The organism is Arenimonas soli, from assembly GCF_014643775.1.
GTDB classification, from domain to species: Bacteria; Pseudomonadota; Gammaproteobacteria; order Xanthomonadales; family Xanthomonadaceae; genus Arenimonas; species Arenimonas soli.
In genome coordinates this window covers 375,665-392,371 of sequence record NZ_BMKC01000002.1, presented here as the reverse complement: position 1 = coordinate 392,371, position 16,707 = coordinate 375,665, and the positions used below count along the sequence as shown (strand labels likewise).

Here is a 16,707-nt window from a genome sequence, read left to right as displayed (position 1 = left end):
TCCGCGCATGGACGCCCTGCCCGACTTCCCCACCGAATCCGGCCCGCTGCTGGTCCCCGGCCCCGCCGGCCAGATCGAGCTGATGGTCGACCTGCCCGACGACGGGCAGGAACGGGCCGGCGTGGCCATCATCTGCCACCCCAATCCGCCTGAGGGCGGCACCCTGCACAACAAGGTGGTCACCATGACCGCGCGCGCGCTCAGCGAACTGGGCCTGGCGGCGGTGCGCTTCAACTTCCGCGGCGTCGGCAAGTCCGAAGGTGAATGGGACGAGGGCCGCGGCGAAATCCTCGACCTGCTGGCCGTGGCCGACTGGGTGCGCAAGAGCCGGCCGGACGACGCGCTTTGGCTGGGTGGGTTTTCCTTCGGCAGCTGGGTGGCCCTGCAGGGCGCGCGCCAGCTGCCGGTGAAGCAGATGATCTCGCTGGCGCCGCCGGTGGGCTTCCGCGATTTTTCCGGCGTGCAGCCGCCGGCCTGCCCCTGGCTGGTGATCATGCCCGACGCCGACGAAGTGGTGGACCCACAGAAGGTCTACGAATGGATCGACGGCCTGGATGAAAAACCGACGCTGGTGAAGATGCCCGACACCAGCCACTTCTTCCATCGCCGGCTGATGGACCTGCGCGGCGCGGTCAAGAACGGCGTGCGCAAGAACCTGCCGCCGCCGCGCCATGGCTGAACCCGCGGCGGCCCGACCGCCGTCGGCCGCTTATGCCGCCGGCGTGGCCAGCGGCCGCTGGCAGGACGACCCCGCCCAGCGCCCCGCGCTGGCCCAGCTCGACCGCATCCACGCCGGCCTGCTGGCGCGCGAAGCCACGCCCGCCTGGAAGCGCTGGCTGGGCCGCGCCGGCGACCCGGTGCCGGGCCTGTACCTGTGGGGCGGCGTCGGCCGCGGCAAGACCTTCCTCAACGACCTGCTGTTCGACCAACTGGGCGACCTGCCGCGCCGGCGCTGGCATTTCCACCGCTTCATGGTCGAAGTGCACGCACGCATCCAGGCCCTGCCCGACGACACCGCCGACACCGTGGCGGTGGTCGCCGATGCGCTGGCCGAAGAACTGCGCCTGCTGGTGCTCGATGAATTCATCGTCTCCGACATCGCCGACGCGATGATCCTGGGCCGGCTGCTCGACCGCCTGTTCGAACGCGAGGTGGTGCTGGTCACCACGTCCAACACCGAACCGAAGAACCTCTACCGCGACGGCCTGCAGCGCGCCCGTTTCCTGCCGGCGATCGCGCTGTTGGAAAAACACTGCATCGTCCATCACCTCGACAGCGACCTCGACTACCGGCTGCGCCAGCTCACCAGCGCCGAAACCTACCTCACCCCGCTGGGCCGGGACGCCGAAGCCGCCCTGGCTGCCCACTACGAGCGCCTGGCCGCCGACGCGCCGCGTGAAGACGGCCCGCTGGCGGTGAACGGCCGCCCGATCCCGGTGCGGGCGCTGGCCGAAGGCATCGCCTGGTTCGACTTCGCCGCCCTGTGCGAAGGCCCGCGCGCCGCCGCCGATTACATCGAGGTGGCCCGCGACTTCCACACCGTGCTGCTGTCGAACGTGCCGGTGATGGACGCCACCAGCGACAACGCCGCGCGCCGCTTCGTGCACCTGGTGGACGAACTCTACGACCGCAACGTCAACCTGGTGCTCAGCGCCGCCGCCGAACCGATGTGGCTCTACACCGGCGAAAAGCTGCGCGGCGACTTCGAGCGCACCGCCTCGCGCCTGGTCGAGATGCGCAGCGCGGAATTCATGGCCCGCGAACACCGCCCGTGAGGCGCGCCGCGCCCTGGCTGGCGGCGGCGGCGGGCCTGGCCCTGGTGCTGGCCGCGTTCTGGCCCGGCTACCTCAGCTGGGACTCCGCCTGGCAGTGGTGGCAGGCCCGCCACGGCGAACTCGACCCCGGCCACCCGCCGGTGATGGTTCGCGTCTGGCAGGCGGTGCGGTTCGTGCTGCCCGACCCGGGCGGCATGCTGCTGGTGCAGGTGCTGGCCTGGTGGGCGGCCATGGCCGGCTTCGCGCATGCCCTGGGCGGCGGCGCCTGGCGGCGCGTGCTGTGCGTGTGGGGGCTGGGCGCGTGGCCGCCGCTGCTGGCCCTGCTGCCCCATCTTTGGAAGGACGTGTGGATGATGGCGCTGTTCGCGGGTGCGGTGGCCTGCTTGGTGGCCGACCTGCAGGCGCCGCGCCGCGGCTGGCGCCTGGGCGCGCTGGCGCTGCTGGTGGCCGGCTGCGCCTTCCGCCACAACGCACTGCCGGCGGCGCTGCCGCTGCTGGCCTGGGTCGCCTGGCGCGAATGGCCGGGCAGCAGGCTGCGGGTGGGTCTGGCCACGGCGGCGCTGGCGGTGGGCCTGCACCTGGCGGCGGGACTGGCCAACCTGGCACCCGGCGCGCGCGATACGCCCGTGTGGCCGGTGATCGCGATGTGGGACATCGCAGCGGTGTCGATCGCGCAGGACCGCGTGCTGTTTCCCCCCGACTGGGTGGAACCGGGACTGACGGTGCAGGACCTGCGCCGCGACTTCTCGCCCTTCGTGAACGTGCCGAGCTTCGCGTCCGGGCAGCTGCGGCTGAACTTCTATTACGACTACACGCCGGCGCAGTACGCCGAGCTTCGCAACGTCTGGCTGTCGCTGCCGCTGGACCATCCGCGCGCCTACTTCGGCCACCGCGCCGAGGTTTCGGCTTACCTGCTGGGCCTGCGCCAGGCACAGCAGCCCGATTTCCAGGTGCTGCAGCCGGCCATCGTGCCGCTGCGCGACAACCCGGCCGTGGCGCCGCCGTCGGGCGCGCTGCATCGTGCGCTGCAGCCGCGGCTTGATGCGCTGGTGGACACACCGCTGTTCGCGGGCTGGATCTACCTGGCGCTGTCGGTGGCGGTGCTGCTTGCGACCGCCGTTCGGCGGCGCGGGCCCGGCGATGGCCTGGCCGCCGTGGTGGCCGGGTCCGGCCTGCTGATCGCGCTGCCGCTGCTGCTGCTCGCGCCTTCGGCCGATTTCCGGTACCTGGCGTGGACCGTTGCCGCCAGCCTGATGGCCGCCGCGATCGCCGCCTTCCCCAGGCGCGAATCCTTGTAAGAGCGCCTCCGGGGCCCGCCGGAGCTGCGTGCTAGCATCCTTGGCAGGCTAAATAAGGGAAGTCGCCATGCGCCGTTTGCTGCTTGTTTCCGCCCTCGCCGCCGCGCTTTGCGGCCCCGCATTCGCCCAGGCGCCCGACGTCGAGGCGCTGGCCGCTTCGGTGGACGCGAAGGTGCAGGCCTGGCGCCGCGACATCCACCAGCACCCGGAACTGGGCAACCGCGAAACCCGCACCGCGGCGCTGGTCGCCGACCACCTGCGCGCGCTGGGTTTCGTGGACGTGCGCACCGGCATCGCCACCACCGGCGTCACCGGCGTGCTGCGCGGCGGCAAGCCCGGCCCGCGCATCGCGCTGCGCGCCGACATGGACGCGCTGCCGGTGACCGAACGCACCGGCCTGCCCTTCGAATCCAAGGTCACCACCACCTTCCGCGGCGAAACCACCGGCGTGATGCATGCCTGCGGCCACGACGCCCACACCGGCATCCTGATGGGCGTGGCCGAGGCCCTGGCCTCGATGAAGGACGAACTGGCCGGCGAAGTGCTCTTCATCTTCCAGCCGGCCGAAGAGGGTCCTCCCGACGGCGAGGAGGGCGGCGCCGAGGAGATGCTCAAGCAGGGCATCTTCGAGCGCTTCAAGCCCGAGGCAGTTTTTGGCCTGCACGTATTCAGCACGCTCAACGCCGGCACCGTCGGCTACCGCAGCGGCCCGCTGATGGCGGCGTCGGACCGGTTCAACATCGTCATCAAGGGCCGGCAGACGCACGGTTCGCGCCCCTGGGGCGGCGTGGATCCGATCGTGGCCGCGGCCGACGTCATCGGCACCGCGCAGACCATCGTCAGCCGGCGCCAGAACATTTCAAAGCAGCCGGTCGTGGTCAGCTTCGGCGCCATCAAGGGCGGCATCCGCTACAACATCATTCCCGACGAAGTCGAGCTGGTGGGCACCATCCGCACCTTCGACGAAGGCATGCGCCAGCAGGTGTTCGCCGACCTGATCAACGTGTCCGAATCCGTCGCGCATGCGCACGGCGCCACCGCCGTTGCCCAGGTGCCCGACACCAAGGGCAACCCGGTCACCGTCAACCACCCGGCCCTGACCATGCGCATGGTGCCGAGCCTGGAAAAGGTGGTGGGCGCCGACAACGTCATCGAAATGGACCTGACCATGGGTGCCGAGGATTTCAGCTACTACGCCAATCAGGTGCCCGGCTTCTTCTACTTCGTCGGCGCCACGCCGGCGGACCAGGACCCGCTGAAGGCGCCGTCGAACCATTCGCCGGAATTTTTCCTGGACGAACAGGCGCTCAAGGTCGGCACCCGCACGATGCTGCAGGTGGCGCTGGATTACCTGCACGAGGTCGACTGACGGTGGACCCGGCGCCACGCGCCCTGGCCGGCGTCGCATTGCTGTCCGCGCTGCTGGCGGGCTGCGTCCATCGCGACGCACCGCGCGCCTACCCGGACATCGACCACGACGCCGCGCCGGCCCGGCTGGCGGTCGTTGAAGTGATCGCCAGCGACTACCTGCCCGAGTTCCCCGAGTGTCAGAAGGCGGATGTCATTTGCATGGATCCGGCGCCCACCTGGATCAAGCTGCAGACGCTCGACACGGTCACCGGCCCGGACCTGCCGCGTACTTTCTATGCCAGCACCACCAGCCACTACGGCAAGATCACCGCCTACGGCCTGTCCGAAGGTCCGCAGCTCATGCTGCTGCTGGGCGAAGGCGACGGCCTGGTGATGGCGCGTTATGCCCGGGCGCCGCTGGCGGTGGACGCAGGCCGCCGCTTCCACCTGCTGCTGCACAACCAGGGGCCGCACTGGCTGCCCTGCGAAGTCCGCGCCCTGCGCGAGCCGATCACCGACCCGGTGCTGGCCCGCGCCGGCGCCGTGCCGCGCCGCCTGTTCGACGAGACGCGCGATGACGCGTCGGAGCGCCATTACCGCATCGAGCACGACTTCGCCTACCCGCGCTACTCGCTGCCGATCGGCAAGCTCGGGGACCTGCTCGGCGGCGACCTGCGCCCGGCTTCGGCGTTTCGCTGCGACGCCGATCGCGATTGACCCCGACGCAGGACCCCACTATCTTGTGGCCGTCGGTCCCGGGCGCCACAAGCGCTTGGGTTAATAGGGAAGCCGGTTCGAATCCGGCACTGCCCCGCAGCGGTATGTGGAAACGACCGCCGTCATAGAGCACTGGGACCCTGGGTCCCGGGAAGCGACGGCCAGTAGGAGAGGCGCCCGCCTCGCGTCCACGAGTCCGAAGACCTGCCGACAGCCGCGCGAAGCACGACGCGCGGTGACCGGCCCAGAGGTCTCCGGGGGGAGACGGTGCCGGTGTCGTGGCGCCGCGTCTCGGTCCCTGCGACACCCGTATTGCAACCTCCCGTTGCCTTGACCGCCTGCGTCGTCCTCCGAGGGAAGGGCGGCGGCCGTGCGCCATGCACCGGAGACCTCCCATGAACCACGAAATCCTCGACGCGCCCGCCGACGCCGACGCGCCGCAGTTCGCCCTCACCCCGCCCGCCGCCGCGCTGGGCATGACCGTCACCAAGCGCAACGGCCGCCGCGAGCCGGTCGACCTGAACAAGATCGTGCGCGCGGTGATGCGCCAGTGCGACGACCTCTACGCCGTCGATCCGATGCGCGTCGCCACGCGCACCATCTCGGGCCTGTACGACGGCGCCAGCACGCGGGAGCTGGACGAACTGTCCATCCGCACCGCCGCGCTGCTGACCGCCGAAGAGCCCGAATACGGCCGCCTGGCCGCGCGCCTGCTCGCCGAATGCATCACCAAGGAGGTCACCGGCCAGGAAATCCACGCCTTCTCGCAGTCGGTGGCCCGCGGCCACGAGCTGGGGCTGGTGAACGCCAGGCTGCTGGATTTCGTGCAGGCCAACGCGCGCAAGCTCAACGACGCGCTGGACGCCTCGCTGGACCGGCGCTTCGACTACTTTGGCCTGCGCACGCTTTACGACCGCTACCTGCTGCGCCACCCGACCGCGCGCACGGTCATCGAAACCCCGCAGCAGTTCTTCCTGCGCATCGCCTGTGCGCTCAGCCAGGACGTGCCCGAAGCGCTGGCGCTTTACCAGCGCATGGCGTCGCTGGACTACCTGCCCAGCTCGCCCACGCTGTTCAATGCCGGCACCACGCATGAACAGCTCTCGAGCTGCTTCCTGCTCGATTCGCCGCGCGATTCGCTGGAATCCATCTACGCCAGGTACGGCGACATCGCCCAGCTGTCGAAGTTCAGCGGCGGCATCGGCGTCAGCTATACGCGGGTGCGTTCGCGCGGCTCGCTGATCCGCTCCACCAACGGGCATTCCAACGGCATCGTGCCCTGGCTCAAGACGCTCGATGCATCGGTGGCCGCGGTCAACCAGGGCGGCAAGAGGAAGGGCGCGGCCTGCGTCTACCTCGAGCCCTGGCACGCCGACGTCGAAGAATTCCTGGAGCTGCGCGACAACACCGGCGACGACGCCCGGCGCACGCACAACCTCAACCTTGCCAACTGGATCCCCGACCTGTTCATGCGTCGCGTCGAAGCCGACGGACCCTGGTCGCTGTTCGACCCCAAGGCCGTGCCGGACCTGGTCGATCTTTACGGCGAAGCCTTCGACGCCGCCTACGAACAGGCAGAAGCGGCCGGGCTGGCGGTGCGCACGATCAAGGCCCGCGAGCTGTACGCAAAGATGATGCGCACCCTGGCCCAGACCGGCAACGGCTGGATGACCTTCAAGGACAAGTGCAACCGCGCCAGCAACCAGACCGCCCGGGCAGGCAACGTCATCCACCTGTCGAACCTGTGCACCGAGATCCTGGAAGTCACCAGCGCCGATGAAACCGCAGTGTGCAACCTGGGCTCGATCAACCTGGGCCAGCACCTGGGCGAGCACGGCTTCGATTTCGACAAGCTGGCCGACACCGTGCGCCTGGCCGTGCGCCAGCTCGACCGCGTGATCGACCTGAACTTCTATCCCATCGAAGCCGCCCGCCGGGGCAACCTGCGCTGGCGGCCGGTGGGCCTGGGCTGCATGGGCCTGCAGGACGTGTTCTTCCGGCTGCGCCTGCCCTTCGACAGCGCCGAGGCGCGCGGGCTCTCGGCCCGCATCGCCGAGGCCATCTATTTCCACGCGCTCGAGGCCAGCTGCGAACTGGCGCAGGAACGGGGCCGCCACCCGAACTTCGAAGACACCCGCGCGGCGGCGGGCGAACTGCAGTTCGACGCCTGGGGCGTGACCCCGGCCGACCCGGCGCGCTGGGACGCCCTGCGCGAACGCATCCGCGAACATGGCCTGCGCAATTCGCTGCTGGTCGCCATCGCGCCCACGGCCACCATCGCGTCCATCGCCGGCTGCTACGAATGCATCGAGCCGCAGGTAAGCAACCTGTTCAAGCGCGAAACCCTGTCCGGCGACTTCCTGCAGGTGAACAAGCACCTGGTCACCGAACTCAAGCAGCTGGGGCTGTGGACACCCGAGCTGCGCGACCGCATCAAGCTGGCCGAAGGCTCGGTGCAGGGCATCGGCGAGATCCCGGCCGAACTGCGCGCGGTCTATCGCACGGTGTGGGAACTGCCGATGCGCTCGCTGATCGACATGGCGGCCGAGCGCGGCGCCTTCATCGACCAGAGCCAGTCGCTGAACCTGTTCATGGAAAGCCCGAACATCGGCGCCCTGTCCTCGATGTACATGCATGCCTGGAAGCAGGGCATCAAGACCACCTACTACCTGCGTTCCCGCCCCGCCACCCGCATCGCCAAGGCCACCGTGGACGCGCCGTCGGCGTCCGCCGCCGTGATGTGTTCGCTTGAAAACCCCGAATCCTGCGAGGCCTGCCAATGAGCGCACGACTGCTCGACCCCGGTTTCGACCTGACGCTGCGCCCCATGCGCTACCCGAAGTTCTACGAAATGTACCGCGACGCCATCCGCAATACCTGGACGGTGGAGGAGGTGGACTTCTCGCTCGACACCAACGACCTGAAGAACAAGCTGGGGCCGGCCGAGCGGCACCTGGTCGAACGCCTGGTGGCGTTTTTCGCCACCGGCGACTCGATCGTCTCCAACAACCTGGTGCTCAACCTCTACCAGCACATCAACGCGCCCGAAGCGCGCATGTTCCTGTCGCGCCAGCTCTACGAAGAGGCGCTGCACGTGCAGTTCTACCTGACCCTGCTCGACACCTACCTGCCGGACCCGGATGCCCGGGCCCGCGCCTTCGCCGCGGTCGAAAACATTCCATCCATCCGCAAGAAGGCCGCGTTCTGCTTCCGCTGGATGGACAGCGTGCAGGACTTGCAGCGCCTGGAAAGCAAGGCCCAGCGCCGGCAGTTCCTGCTCAACCTGGTGTGTTTCGCGGCCTGCATCGAGGGGCTGTTCTTCTTCGGCGCCTTCGCCTACGTGTATTACCTGCGCTCGCGCGGCCTGCTGCACGGCCTGGCGGGCGGCACCAACTGGGTGTTCCGCGATGAAAGCGGGCACATGGCCTTCGCCTTCGAGGTCATCCGCACCGCGCGTGAAGAAGAGCCCGACCTCTTCGACGACGAACTCAAGGCGCGGATCGTGCAGATGCTGGGCGAAGCGGTGGACTGCGAACATGCATTTTCCGAAGACGTGCTTTCCGGCGGCGTCGCCGGCATGTCGCCGCGGGACATGCGCCAGTACCTGGAATACTGCGCCGACCAGCGGCTGGCGCAGCTGGGCCTGCCCAAACATTTCGGGGCCCGCAATCCGTTTCCGTTCATGGACCTGCAGGACGTGCAGGAACTGACGAACTTCTTCGAACGCCGCGTGTCCGCCTACCAGGTGGGCGTGCAGGGCGACGTGGCCTTCGACGCGGCATTCTGAACCTGAACCGGCGGCCGGGGCGTCGCGGCCGCCGGTCGCCCCGACTCGCGTTGTATACGCCCGAAGCATCACTGCGTGAGACAATCCGCCCCATGACGTCCCCCGAACTGAGCCCCTTGGGCAAAGCCGTCGAATACGGCGGCGACTACGATCCTTCCCTGCTTTTCCCGATTGCCCGCGCCCAGTCGCGGTCAGCGCTGGGCCTGGGCGACGACCTGCCCTTCGGCGGCGTCGATTTCTGGAATGCCTACGAACTGAGCTGGCTCGACGGCCGCGGCAAGCCGCGCGTGGCCCTGGCCGAACTGCGCGTGCCGGCGACGTCGCCGAACATCGTCGAATCCAAGAGCCTCAAGCTGTACCTGGGCAGTTACGCCATGGCGCGCTTCGCCGACACCGACGCCCTGCGCGCGCAGCTGGTGGCCGACCTGTCGGCGGCGGCCGGCGCGCCGGTCAGCGTGGTGCTGACGCCGGCGGGTTCCAACAACGTGGCGCTGATCGAAAACCTCGAAGGCGACCTCATCGACGACCTGCCGATCGAGATCAGCCACTACGGCCCGCCGCGCCCGGACTTCCTGTCGTCCGACAGCGAAACCCGCGCCGACGAAGTGCTGGTCTCGCACCTGCTCAAGTCCAACTGCCCGGTCACCGGCCAGCCCGACTGGGCCAGCGTGCAGATCCGCTACGCCGGCCCGCGCATCGCCCGGGATGGCCTGCTGCGCTACCTGGTGTCCTACCGCCAGCACAGCGATTTCCACGAAAGCTGCGTCGAACGCATCTTCATGGACCTGATCCAGCATTGCGCGCCGACCCGGCTGGCGGTGTACGCTCGTTACACCCGCCGCGGCGGCCTGGACATCAACCCGTTCCGGGCCACGCCGGGCCTGCCCCTACCGGGCAACCCGCGCACCAACCGCCAGTAACCACCGTCCACGACCCAAGCCGCCCATGCGCCCGATCCTGACCAGCCTCGCCCTGTCGCTGTCCCTGCTGCTGGTCGCCTGCGGTGGCGACCCGGACGCCACGCCTGCCGGCGATGCCGCGACGCCGGCGCAAGCCGCGGCCGACGAGGCCGGCGCCGCCCCCGATGCCCTGCCGGAAGAAGCGCCTATGCCCAGCGGCGATTTCCGCGTGGTCGCGGTCGAACTGGGCACCGAACTGGACGAAGAAGGCCGCGTGCCGCGCCCGCAGGACGTCTTCACCACCGTGGACACCATCCACGCCGCCGTCGTCGGCGTGGGCAGCAGCCCCGGCCTGACGCTGTCGGCCCGCTGGCTGCTCGAAGACGGCACCCAGGTCGCCAAGGCCGGGCAAAGCCTGGTGCCCGATGCCCCGACCGTCACCACCTTCAGCATCACCCAGCCCGAACCCTGGCCGGCCGGCACCTACCGGGTGGAAATCGCGATCAACGACCGGGTGGTCGAAACCCGCAGCTTCAACGTCCAGTAACCCTTCGAGCCTGCGTGGCCCATGAGCCATCCCTGCCTGCGCTGCGGCGCCTGCTGCGCCACCTTCCGCGTGTCCTTCCACTGGTCGGAGGCCCAGCCTGACAATCCCGACGGCCCGCCGGCCGACCTGGTGATGCCGCTGCGCCGGCATGAGCTGGCCATGCGCGGCACCGAGGGCAGCCATCCGCGATGCGCGGGCTTGCGCGGCACGATCGGCGTCGACGGCCACTGCGGCATCTACCCGCAGCGGCCGTCGGTTTGCCGCGAGGTGGAGCCTTCCTGGGAGTTCGGCCGGCACAGCCCGCAGTGCGACAAGGGCCGCGCCGCCCACGGGCTGAAGCTGCTGACGCCGGACGACTGGGCCATGCAGCCGGTGGTCCTGCCGGGCGTGGACCAGGTGCCGCTGGTCGCGACGGCCATGCCCGAAGTCGATGACCTGCCGCCGGGCTACGGGGCCGAGCCGTCGCCGTCGCCGGACGCGGGTTCACCGCTGTCCTGAGCCCCGCCCACGCGGCGGTAGATGCCCAGGAAACTGGTTGACCAGCTGGCGCCGTCGTCGTCCGACACTTGCCAGTGCTGGGACACGCTGCCGTCCGCAGCCGGCGTCCAGCGGATGCGCTGGCGCTGGATGCCGCCGCCGGCGCGGGGCTGTTCGCCCTCGAGCACCATGGCGCCCTCCTTCAGACCACCCTCGAGCCGCAGCACGGTGCCGTCGGCACCCACCCACACCTGCATCCAGTGGCCACGCTGGCGGTCGTAGGCGTTGAGGCTGTGGCCTTCGAAGCCGCGTCCGCCGCGCCAGTGTTCATGCAGTGCGCAGCCGCCGGATTCGCGGGTGATGGTGTTGCGGCCTTGTTCGGCACCCGTTTCCGGGTGCTTCACCACCCAGTCGCCCACCCAGAAATCGAACTGCCGGTGTTCGCTGGCGGTGCATGCCGGCGGTGGCGGCGGTGGCGGCGCCGTGCCCGCGACGGGCGGGGTGACCGTGGCCATCAGGCCCAGGCCGATCAGCAGGGACAGCGCCATGGCGAAGCTCCGGTGGGACCTGGCCGAAGCGTACACCCCCGTAGGGCCGCCGCGCTTTCCCCGGCCCCGCGTAACCGCGACAATGCGGGGCTGACTTCACGGGATCAAACCACCATGTCCGATTCGCCCAAGATCATCTACACGCTGACCGACGAAGCCCCGTTCCTGGCGACCCAGTCGCTGCTGCCGATCGTGCAGGCCTTCGCGGGCGCCGCCGGCATCGCCGTCGAGACGCGCGACATCTCGCTGTCCGGGCGCATCCTGGCGCAGTTCCCCGATCGCCTTCGCCAGGACCAGCGCATCGGCGACCACCTGGCCGAACTGGGCGAGCTGGCCACCCGGCCCGAAGCCAACATCATCAAGCTGCCCAACATCAGCGCCTCGGTGCCGCAGCTCAAGGCCGCCATCAAGGAGCTGCAGTCGCAGGGTTACGACCTGCCCGACTACCCGGACGAACCCAAGACCGACGCCGAGAAGGACATCAAGGCCCGCTACGACCGCACCAAGGGCAGCGCGGTGAACCCGGTGCTGCGCGAGGGCAATTCCGACCGCCGCGCGCCCAAGTCGGTGAAGGCCTTCGCCCGCAAGCATCCGCACCGCATGGGCAAGTGGAGCGCCAGCTCGAAGTCGCACGTGGCGCACATGGACGGCGGCGACTTCTACGGCAGCGAACAATCGGCGATCCTCGACGAGGCCGGCAGCCTGAAGATCGAACTGCTGCGCACCGATGGCGTCACCACCGTGCTCAAGGAAAGCGTGCCGGTGCAGTTCGGCGAAATCGTCGATGCCTCGGTGATGAACCGCCAGCGCCTGGCGGCCTTCATCGCCGAACAGATCACCGATGCGCGCGCCCAGGGCGTGCTGTTCTCGCTGCATCTGAAGGCCACCATGATGAAGGTCTCCGACCCGATCATGTTCGGCATCGCCGTGGGCGAGTTCTACAAGGACGTGCTTGACCGCCACGCCGAAGCGCTGGCCGCCGCCGGCTTCGACCGCAACAACGGCATCGGCGACCTGTACGCACGCCTGGACAAGCTGCCCGAAGCCACCCAGGCGGCGATCAAGTCCGAACTCGAGGCGCTGTACGCCGCGCGCCCGGGCCTGGCCATGGTCAACTCCGACAAGGGCATCACCAACCTGCACGTGCCCAGCGACGTCATCGTCGACGCTTCGATGCCGGCGATGATCCGCGACTCGGGCTGCATGTGGAACGCCCAGGGCGAGCTGCAGGACACCAAGGCGGTCATTCCCGACCGCTGCTACGCCGGCATCTACCAGGCGGTCATCGACGACTGCAAGGCCAACGGCGCCTTCGATCCGGCCACCATGGGCAGCGTGCCCAACGTCGGCCTGATGGCGCAGAAGGCAGAGGAATACGGCTCGCACGACAAGACCTTCCAGATCCCCGGCGACGGCACCGTGCGCGTCAGCGACGAGGCCGGCCGCACGATCTTCGAACACCCGGTGATGGCCGGCGACATCTGGCGCATGTGCCAGACCAAGGACGCGCCGGTGCGCGACTGGGTGAAGCTGGCCGTCGACCGCGCCCGCCTGAGCGACACGCCGGCGGTGTTCTGGCTGGACAAGAACCGCGCCCACGACGCCCAGCTGATCGCCCGCGTCGAAGGCTACCTGCAGGACTACGACACCGACGGCCTGGACATCCGCATCCTGGCGCCGGTGGACGCGATGAAGCTTTCGCTCGAGCGCATCCGCGCCGGCAAGGACACCATCTCGGTCACCGGCAACGTGCTGCGCGACTACCTGACCGACCTGTTCCCGATCATGGAACTGGGCACCAGCGCCAAGATGCTGTCGATCGTGCCGCTGATGGCCGGCGGCGGCCTGTTCGAAACCGGCGCCGGCGGTTCGGCGCCCAAGCACGTGCAGCAGTTCACGGCGGAAAACTACCTGCGCTGGGACTCGCTGGGTGAATTCCTGGCCCTGGCCGCCTCGCTCGACCACGTCAGCGAACGCTGGCTCAACTCGCAGGCCCCGGTGCTGGCCAAGACCCTGGACGAAGCCAATGCCCGCATCCTGGACGAAAACCGCTCGCCCGCGCGCAAGGTCGGCCAGATCGACAACCGCGGCACCCACTTCTACCTGGCCCAGTACTGGGCCAAGGCCCTGGCCGACCAGGACGAAGACGCCGCGCTGAAGGCGAAGTTCGCGCCGCTGGCCAAGCGCCTGCTGGACGAAGAAGCCACGATCCTGGCCGAACTGCTGGCCGTGCAGGGCAAGCCGGTGGACATCGGCGGTTATTACCGCCCCGACCTGGCCAAGGCCAGTGAGGCCATGCGGCCCAGCGCCACCTTCAACGCGGCGCTGGCTTCGCTGTAAGGGGCCGGCACAGCCGGTCGATGCCCCAGGCCACCGCCGCGGCGGTGGCGATGGCCGCGACCAGGGTCCAGGGAAGCGGACCCAGGCGGTCGAACAGTGCCGATGGCAGCAGGGCGGCCACCGGCGCGGCCGCGGCGCCCAGCACCACCGGCGCCGCCAGCGCCGCGGCGCGCACGAAGCCGGTTTCCACGCCCGCCTGCTCGTCGTGGTCGCGGGTGAGTGCCTCAAGCCGGGTCGCGAATCCCTCGGTGGCGGCCGGCATGGGCGCTTCGCGCACCGCCTTGTAGACGCGTCGGTAGGCCTGCACCGCGTCCGGCGGCAGGCCCGGGGTTTCGCCCTCGTGTTCGGCCGCCTGCTGCAGGCGCATTTCCAGCCGGTTCGGATCATCGTGCATGGCTGACCTCCCTGGGGTCCTGGAGTTGTTGCCGGAGCTTTAGCCGGGCCCGGAACAAATGGCTTTTCACCGTGCCCTCGGCCAGGTCGGTGATGGCGGCGATCTCGGCGATGGGCAGTTCGTCGAGGTGGTACAGGGTGATGACGGTGCGCTGCAGCGGCGACAGGCCTTCGATCGCCCGGGAAAGGTGGCCGATCTCGTCGGCCTGCACATGGCTGGCCTGCAGGTCGAAGTCGTCCGCCACCCGGGCCACCGGATCCTCGTCCTCGTCGCCGGCATGCACCAGGGGCAGCTGCTTGCGTCGCAGGTGCCGGCAGGCGACGCCGTAGGCCACCCGGCCGATCCAGGTCGACAGGCTGGACTCGAAGCGGAACTGGTGCAGGCGCTGGAACACGCGCAGATAAACCTCCTGGCAAAGCTCGCGGGTATCTTCCGGGTGCCCGACCACGCGGAAGACCAGGTGCCAGACCAGCTTCTCGTGGCGCCGCACGAGCTCTTCGAACGCCCCGGGCGCGCGCGTCAGCACCGCCGAGACCAGGGCCGGATCTTCCATCATCCCTGGACGGACGCCACCAGGGCGCCAATGGTTGCAGCCGGACAAAACCCCGCTGCAATGCAACCGCCGCCGTCCTGGTGGGCTCCATCGCCCCGAAGCCGGAATCCGGTCACCAAGGAACCCTCCCCATGTTCGACATCCTCGCCATCCTGCTGCCGTTCTTCCTGGCGCTTTGCATCGTCGCCGTCATCCGCATGATGGTCGATGCCCGGCTGCGCCGCCGCCTTGCCGAAACCCACGCCAGCGAAGACATGGTCGCCGCACTGGTGCGGGCCGACGAAGAAACCCGGCGGCAGTCCTCGCTCAAGTGGGGCCTGGTGCTGACGGCAATGGGTGGCTCCCTGTGCCTGATCGACCTGTTCGGGCTGGGCGTCGAAGACCCCACGGCCTTCGGCCTGCTGATCGGCTTCGCCGGCCTGGGCATGTTGGCCTACCACGCACTGCGCCGCCCGGCGCCGCGCGACTAAACCGTTTCATCACCGCTACCGACGCCGTCCGGCGGGCAAGGCGCCCGCCGTGGCCCTGGCTTGCCCGGTGAATCCCGCCGGCGCGGCCGTCAATCCCCGCAGGAGATCCCCATGCGTTCCCGAATCCTCGCCACCGTCGCCATCACCCTCGGCCTGGCCGCGTGCAGCAGCCTCGCCTCGCCCCCGCCAACGCCGGCTGTACCCACGTCCGCTTCCCTCGATGTGCAAATCGAGGCCGCGCGTCGCCGGGCGCAGGTGCCGCTGCTTGCTGTCGCCTATGTCCACGACGGCCAGGTGCGGTGGACCCGTCTGCTGGGCGAACCGCAAACGCTGGCGGCGGCGGGCGAGACGCCTTTGTTCAACCAGGCGTCGCTGACCAAGCCGATGTTCGCCTTGATGGCGTTGCACCAGGTCGGCGAAGACCGATTCTCGCTCGACATGCCGCTGTGGCAAGACTGGATCGACCCGGACGTGGCCGATGATCCCCGCCATCGCCAACTGACACCGCGCCTGGCCCTGAGCCACCAGACCGGCCTGCCCAACTGGCGGGGTCGGGGCGAGCTTGCGTTCGCCTTCGACCCCGGAAGCCGGCATGAGTATTCGGGGGAAGGCTTCGAGTACCTGCGCCGGGCGCTGGAGCAGCGCAGCGGCGAGTCGTTGGCAACGCTGATGCAGGCCTCCGTGCTGGCACCGGCAGGCATGACCGACACGCATTTCGGCTGGACGGCCGCACTGGCACCGCGCTTCGTGCCGGGCGACGCCGGCGAAGGGCTGGAATCGGTGCAGGGACGCGAAGCCAACGCCGCCGCCAACAGTTTCGGAACGATCCAGGACTACGGCCGCTTCATCGCCTGGGTGACGCGCGGCGCCGACCTGGACGCGGGCCTCTTCGCCCAGATGCAGACGCCGCAGGCCCGGCACGCGGAACCTGCCGAAGACTTCGGCCTGGGCTGGAAACTGGCGCCGGGCGGTGACGCGCCTCTGCTTTGGCACGACGGTCGCGAGCGTGGGCTCTACAACTTCGCCGCGACCCTGCCTGGTCGCCGGGAGGGTCTGGTGATGCTGGGCAAGGGCCAGCACGGCGAACTGCTGGTGCGGCCGCTGCTGCAGACCCTGCTGGTGGACGGCGACGACTGGCTGGCGCGCATGGACCGCCAGGTCTGGCACTACGTGGGCACGGTGCCGCGCGAACAGCTGCCGGGCATGCTGCAGTTCATCGCCAGTTCGCCTTCCTTCACGGCCAAGCTGCTGCATGCCGCACACACGTCGCTGGTGGGACCGCTGTCGCTCGACGCCACGCAGGAAGCCGCCGCGCGCGATGCCATCGACGCGCTGGCCTTCGCGATGGTGGAGGGATCGGTGACGCCCGAACAGGTCCAGGGCGTGCTGGCCGTGCTGGTCGAAGACCACGAGGGCCTGCCCCGCCGCATCGGCGCCCTGGCCCCCGACCAGGCCCGCGCCTGGCTTGCCGCCATCGACGCCGCTGCGCGCTGACTCCGGCGAACCCGGGCAAAACAAAACCACCCGGCCTCGCGACCGGGTGGTTTTTTCG

15 protein-coding genes, 1 pseudogene and 1 riboswitch are annotated in these 16,707 nt (G+C 69.4%); of the genes and pseudogenes, 13 read left to right on the top strand and 3 right to left on the bottom strand.

Going from position 1 to position 16,707, the window contains the following annotated elements:
• The first annotated feature begins 7 nt into the window (after window positions 1-7).
• The 10 genes and pseudogenes from IEX13_RS09905 to IEX13_RS09860 form a co-directional block, all read left to right on the top strand.
• The gene (locus IEX13_RS09905) at window positions 8-679 is read left to right on the top strand and encodes an alpha/beta hydrolase (protein ID WP_188663677.1); all 672 of its coding nucleotides are present in this window, start codon (window positions 8-10) and stop codon (window positions 677-679) included.
• A complete protein-coding gene (gene zapE, locus IEX13_RS09900; RefSeq protein ID WP_188663675.1) occupies window positions 672-1,775 on the top strand; it encodes a cell division protein ZapE in 1,104 nt (367 codons plus the stop codon). The genes IEX13_RS09905 and zapE overlap by 8 nt, the downstream gene beginning before the upstream one ends.
• Window positions 1,772-3,073, top strand: a complete 1,302-nt coding sequence (locus IEX13_RS09895) for a hypothetical protein (RefSeq protein WP_188663672.1) — start codon at window positions 1,772-1,774, stop codon at window positions 3,071-3,073. The genes zapE and IEX13_RS09895 overlap by 4 nt, the downstream gene beginning before the upstream one ends.
• Window positions 3,074-3,140: 67 nt before the next feature.
• Window positions 3,141-4,442, top strand: coding sequence for a M20 family metallopeptidase (locus IEX13_RS09890; RefSeq protein ID WP_188663670.1), 1,302 nt, complete (start codon window positions 3,141-3,143; stop codon window positions 4,440-4,442).
• Between the two features lie 2 nt (window positions 4,443-4,444).
• Window positions 4,445-5,140, top strand: coding sequence for a hypothetical protein (locus IEX13_RS09885; protein WP_188663668.1), 696 nt, complete (start codon window positions 4,445-4,447; stop codon window positions 5,138-5,140).
• Between the two features lie 16 nt (window positions 5,141-5,156).
• A riboswitch (cobalamin riboswitch) is annotated at window positions 5,157-5,366 on the top strand.
• Between the two features lie 169 nt (window positions 5,367-5,535).
• Window positions 5,536-7,923 (top strand): ribonucleoside-diphosphate reductase subunit alpha, encoded by a 2,388-nt coding sequence (locus IEX13_RS09880; protein ID WP_188663666.1) that lies wholly within the window; start codon window positions 5,536-5,538, stop codon window positions 7,921-7,923.
• The gene (locus tag IEX13_RS09875; RefSeq protein WP_188663664.1) at window positions 7,920-8,927 is read left to right on the top strand and encodes a ribonucleotide-diphosphate reductase subunit beta; all 1,008 of its coding nucleotides are present in this window, start codon (window positions 7,920-7,922) and stop codon (window positions 8,925-8,927) included. The genes IEX13_RS09880 and IEX13_RS09875 overlap by 4 nt, the downstream gene beginning before the upstream one ends.
• A gap of 92 nt (window positions 8,928-9,019) precedes the next feature.
• The gene (gene queF / locus IEX13_RS09870; RefSeq protein ID WP_188663662.1) at window positions 9,020-9,847 is read left to right on the top strand and encodes an NADPH-dependent 7-cyano-7-deazaguanine reductase QueF; all 828 of its coding nucleotides are present in this window, start codon (window positions 9,020-9,022) and stop codon (window positions 9,845-9,847) included.
• 25 nt (window positions 9,848-9,872) lie between these two features.
• Window positions 9,873-10,373: a hypothetical protein gene (locus tag IEX13_RS09865; protein ID WP_188663660.1), complete on the top strand. Its 501-nt coding sequence runs from the start codon at window positions 9,873-9,875 to the stop codon at window positions 10,371-10,373.
• Between the two features lie 21 nt (window positions 10,374-10,394).
• Window positions 10,395-10,733 (top strand): annotated as a pseudogene (locus IEX13_RS09860) (YkgJ family cysteine cluster protein); the annotation flags it as partial.
• An 86-nt stretch (window positions 10,734-10,819) separates the two neighbouring features.
• On the opposite strand, the gene IEX13_RS09855 reads toward IEX13_RS09860, so the two are convergent.
• Entirely contained in the window at window positions 10,820-11,398 is a 579-nt protein-coding gene (locus IEX13_RS09855) for a hypothetical protein (RefSeq protein ID WP_188663656.1), read from the bottom strand.
• 114 nt (window positions 11,399-11,512) lie between these two features.
• On the opposite strand from IEX13_RS09855, the gene IEX13_RS09850 reads away from it, so the two are divergent.
• Window positions 11,513-13,738 (top strand): NADP-dependent isocitrate dehydrogenase, encoded by a 2,226-nt coding sequence (locus IEX13_RS09850; RefSeq protein WP_188663654.1) that lies wholly within the window; start codon window positions 11,513-11,515, stop codon window positions 13,736-13,738.
• Here the strand turns inward: IEX13_RS09850 and IEX13_RS09845 are convergent.
• Window positions 13,713-14,132, bottom strand: coding sequence for a hypothetical protein (locus tag IEX13_RS09845; RefSeq protein WP_188663652.1), 420 nt, complete (start codon window positions 14,130-14,132; stop codon window positions 13,713-13,715). The genes IEX13_RS09850 and IEX13_RS09845 overlap by 26 nt on opposite strands.
• The gene (locus tag IEX13_RS09840) at window positions 14,122-14,685 is read right to left on the bottom strand and encodes an RNA polymerase sigma factor (RefSeq protein ID WP_229668512.1); all 564 of its coding nucleotides are present in this window, start codon (window positions 14,683-14,685) and stop codon (window positions 14,122-14,124) included. Before IEX13_RS09840 ends, IEX13_RS09845 begins: the two co-directional genes overlap by 11 nt.
• A gap of 131 nt (window positions 14,686-14,816) precedes the next feature.
• Here IEX13_RS09840 and IEX13_RS09835 point away from each other — a divergent pair, with 131 nt between their 5' ends.
• Window positions 14,817-15,155 (top strand): DUF6249 domain-containing protein, encoded by a 339-nt coding sequence (locus IEX13_RS09835; RefSeq protein WP_188663648.1) that lies wholly within the window; start codon window positions 14,817-14,819, stop codon window positions 15,153-15,155.
• 111 nt (window positions 15,156-15,266) lie between these two features.
• Entirely contained in the window at window positions 15,267-16,649 is a 1,383-nt protein-coding gene (locus IEX13_RS09830) for a serine hydrolase domain-containing protein (protein ID WP_188663646.1), read from the top strand.
• Window positions 16,650-16,707: the final 58 nt, after the last annotated feature.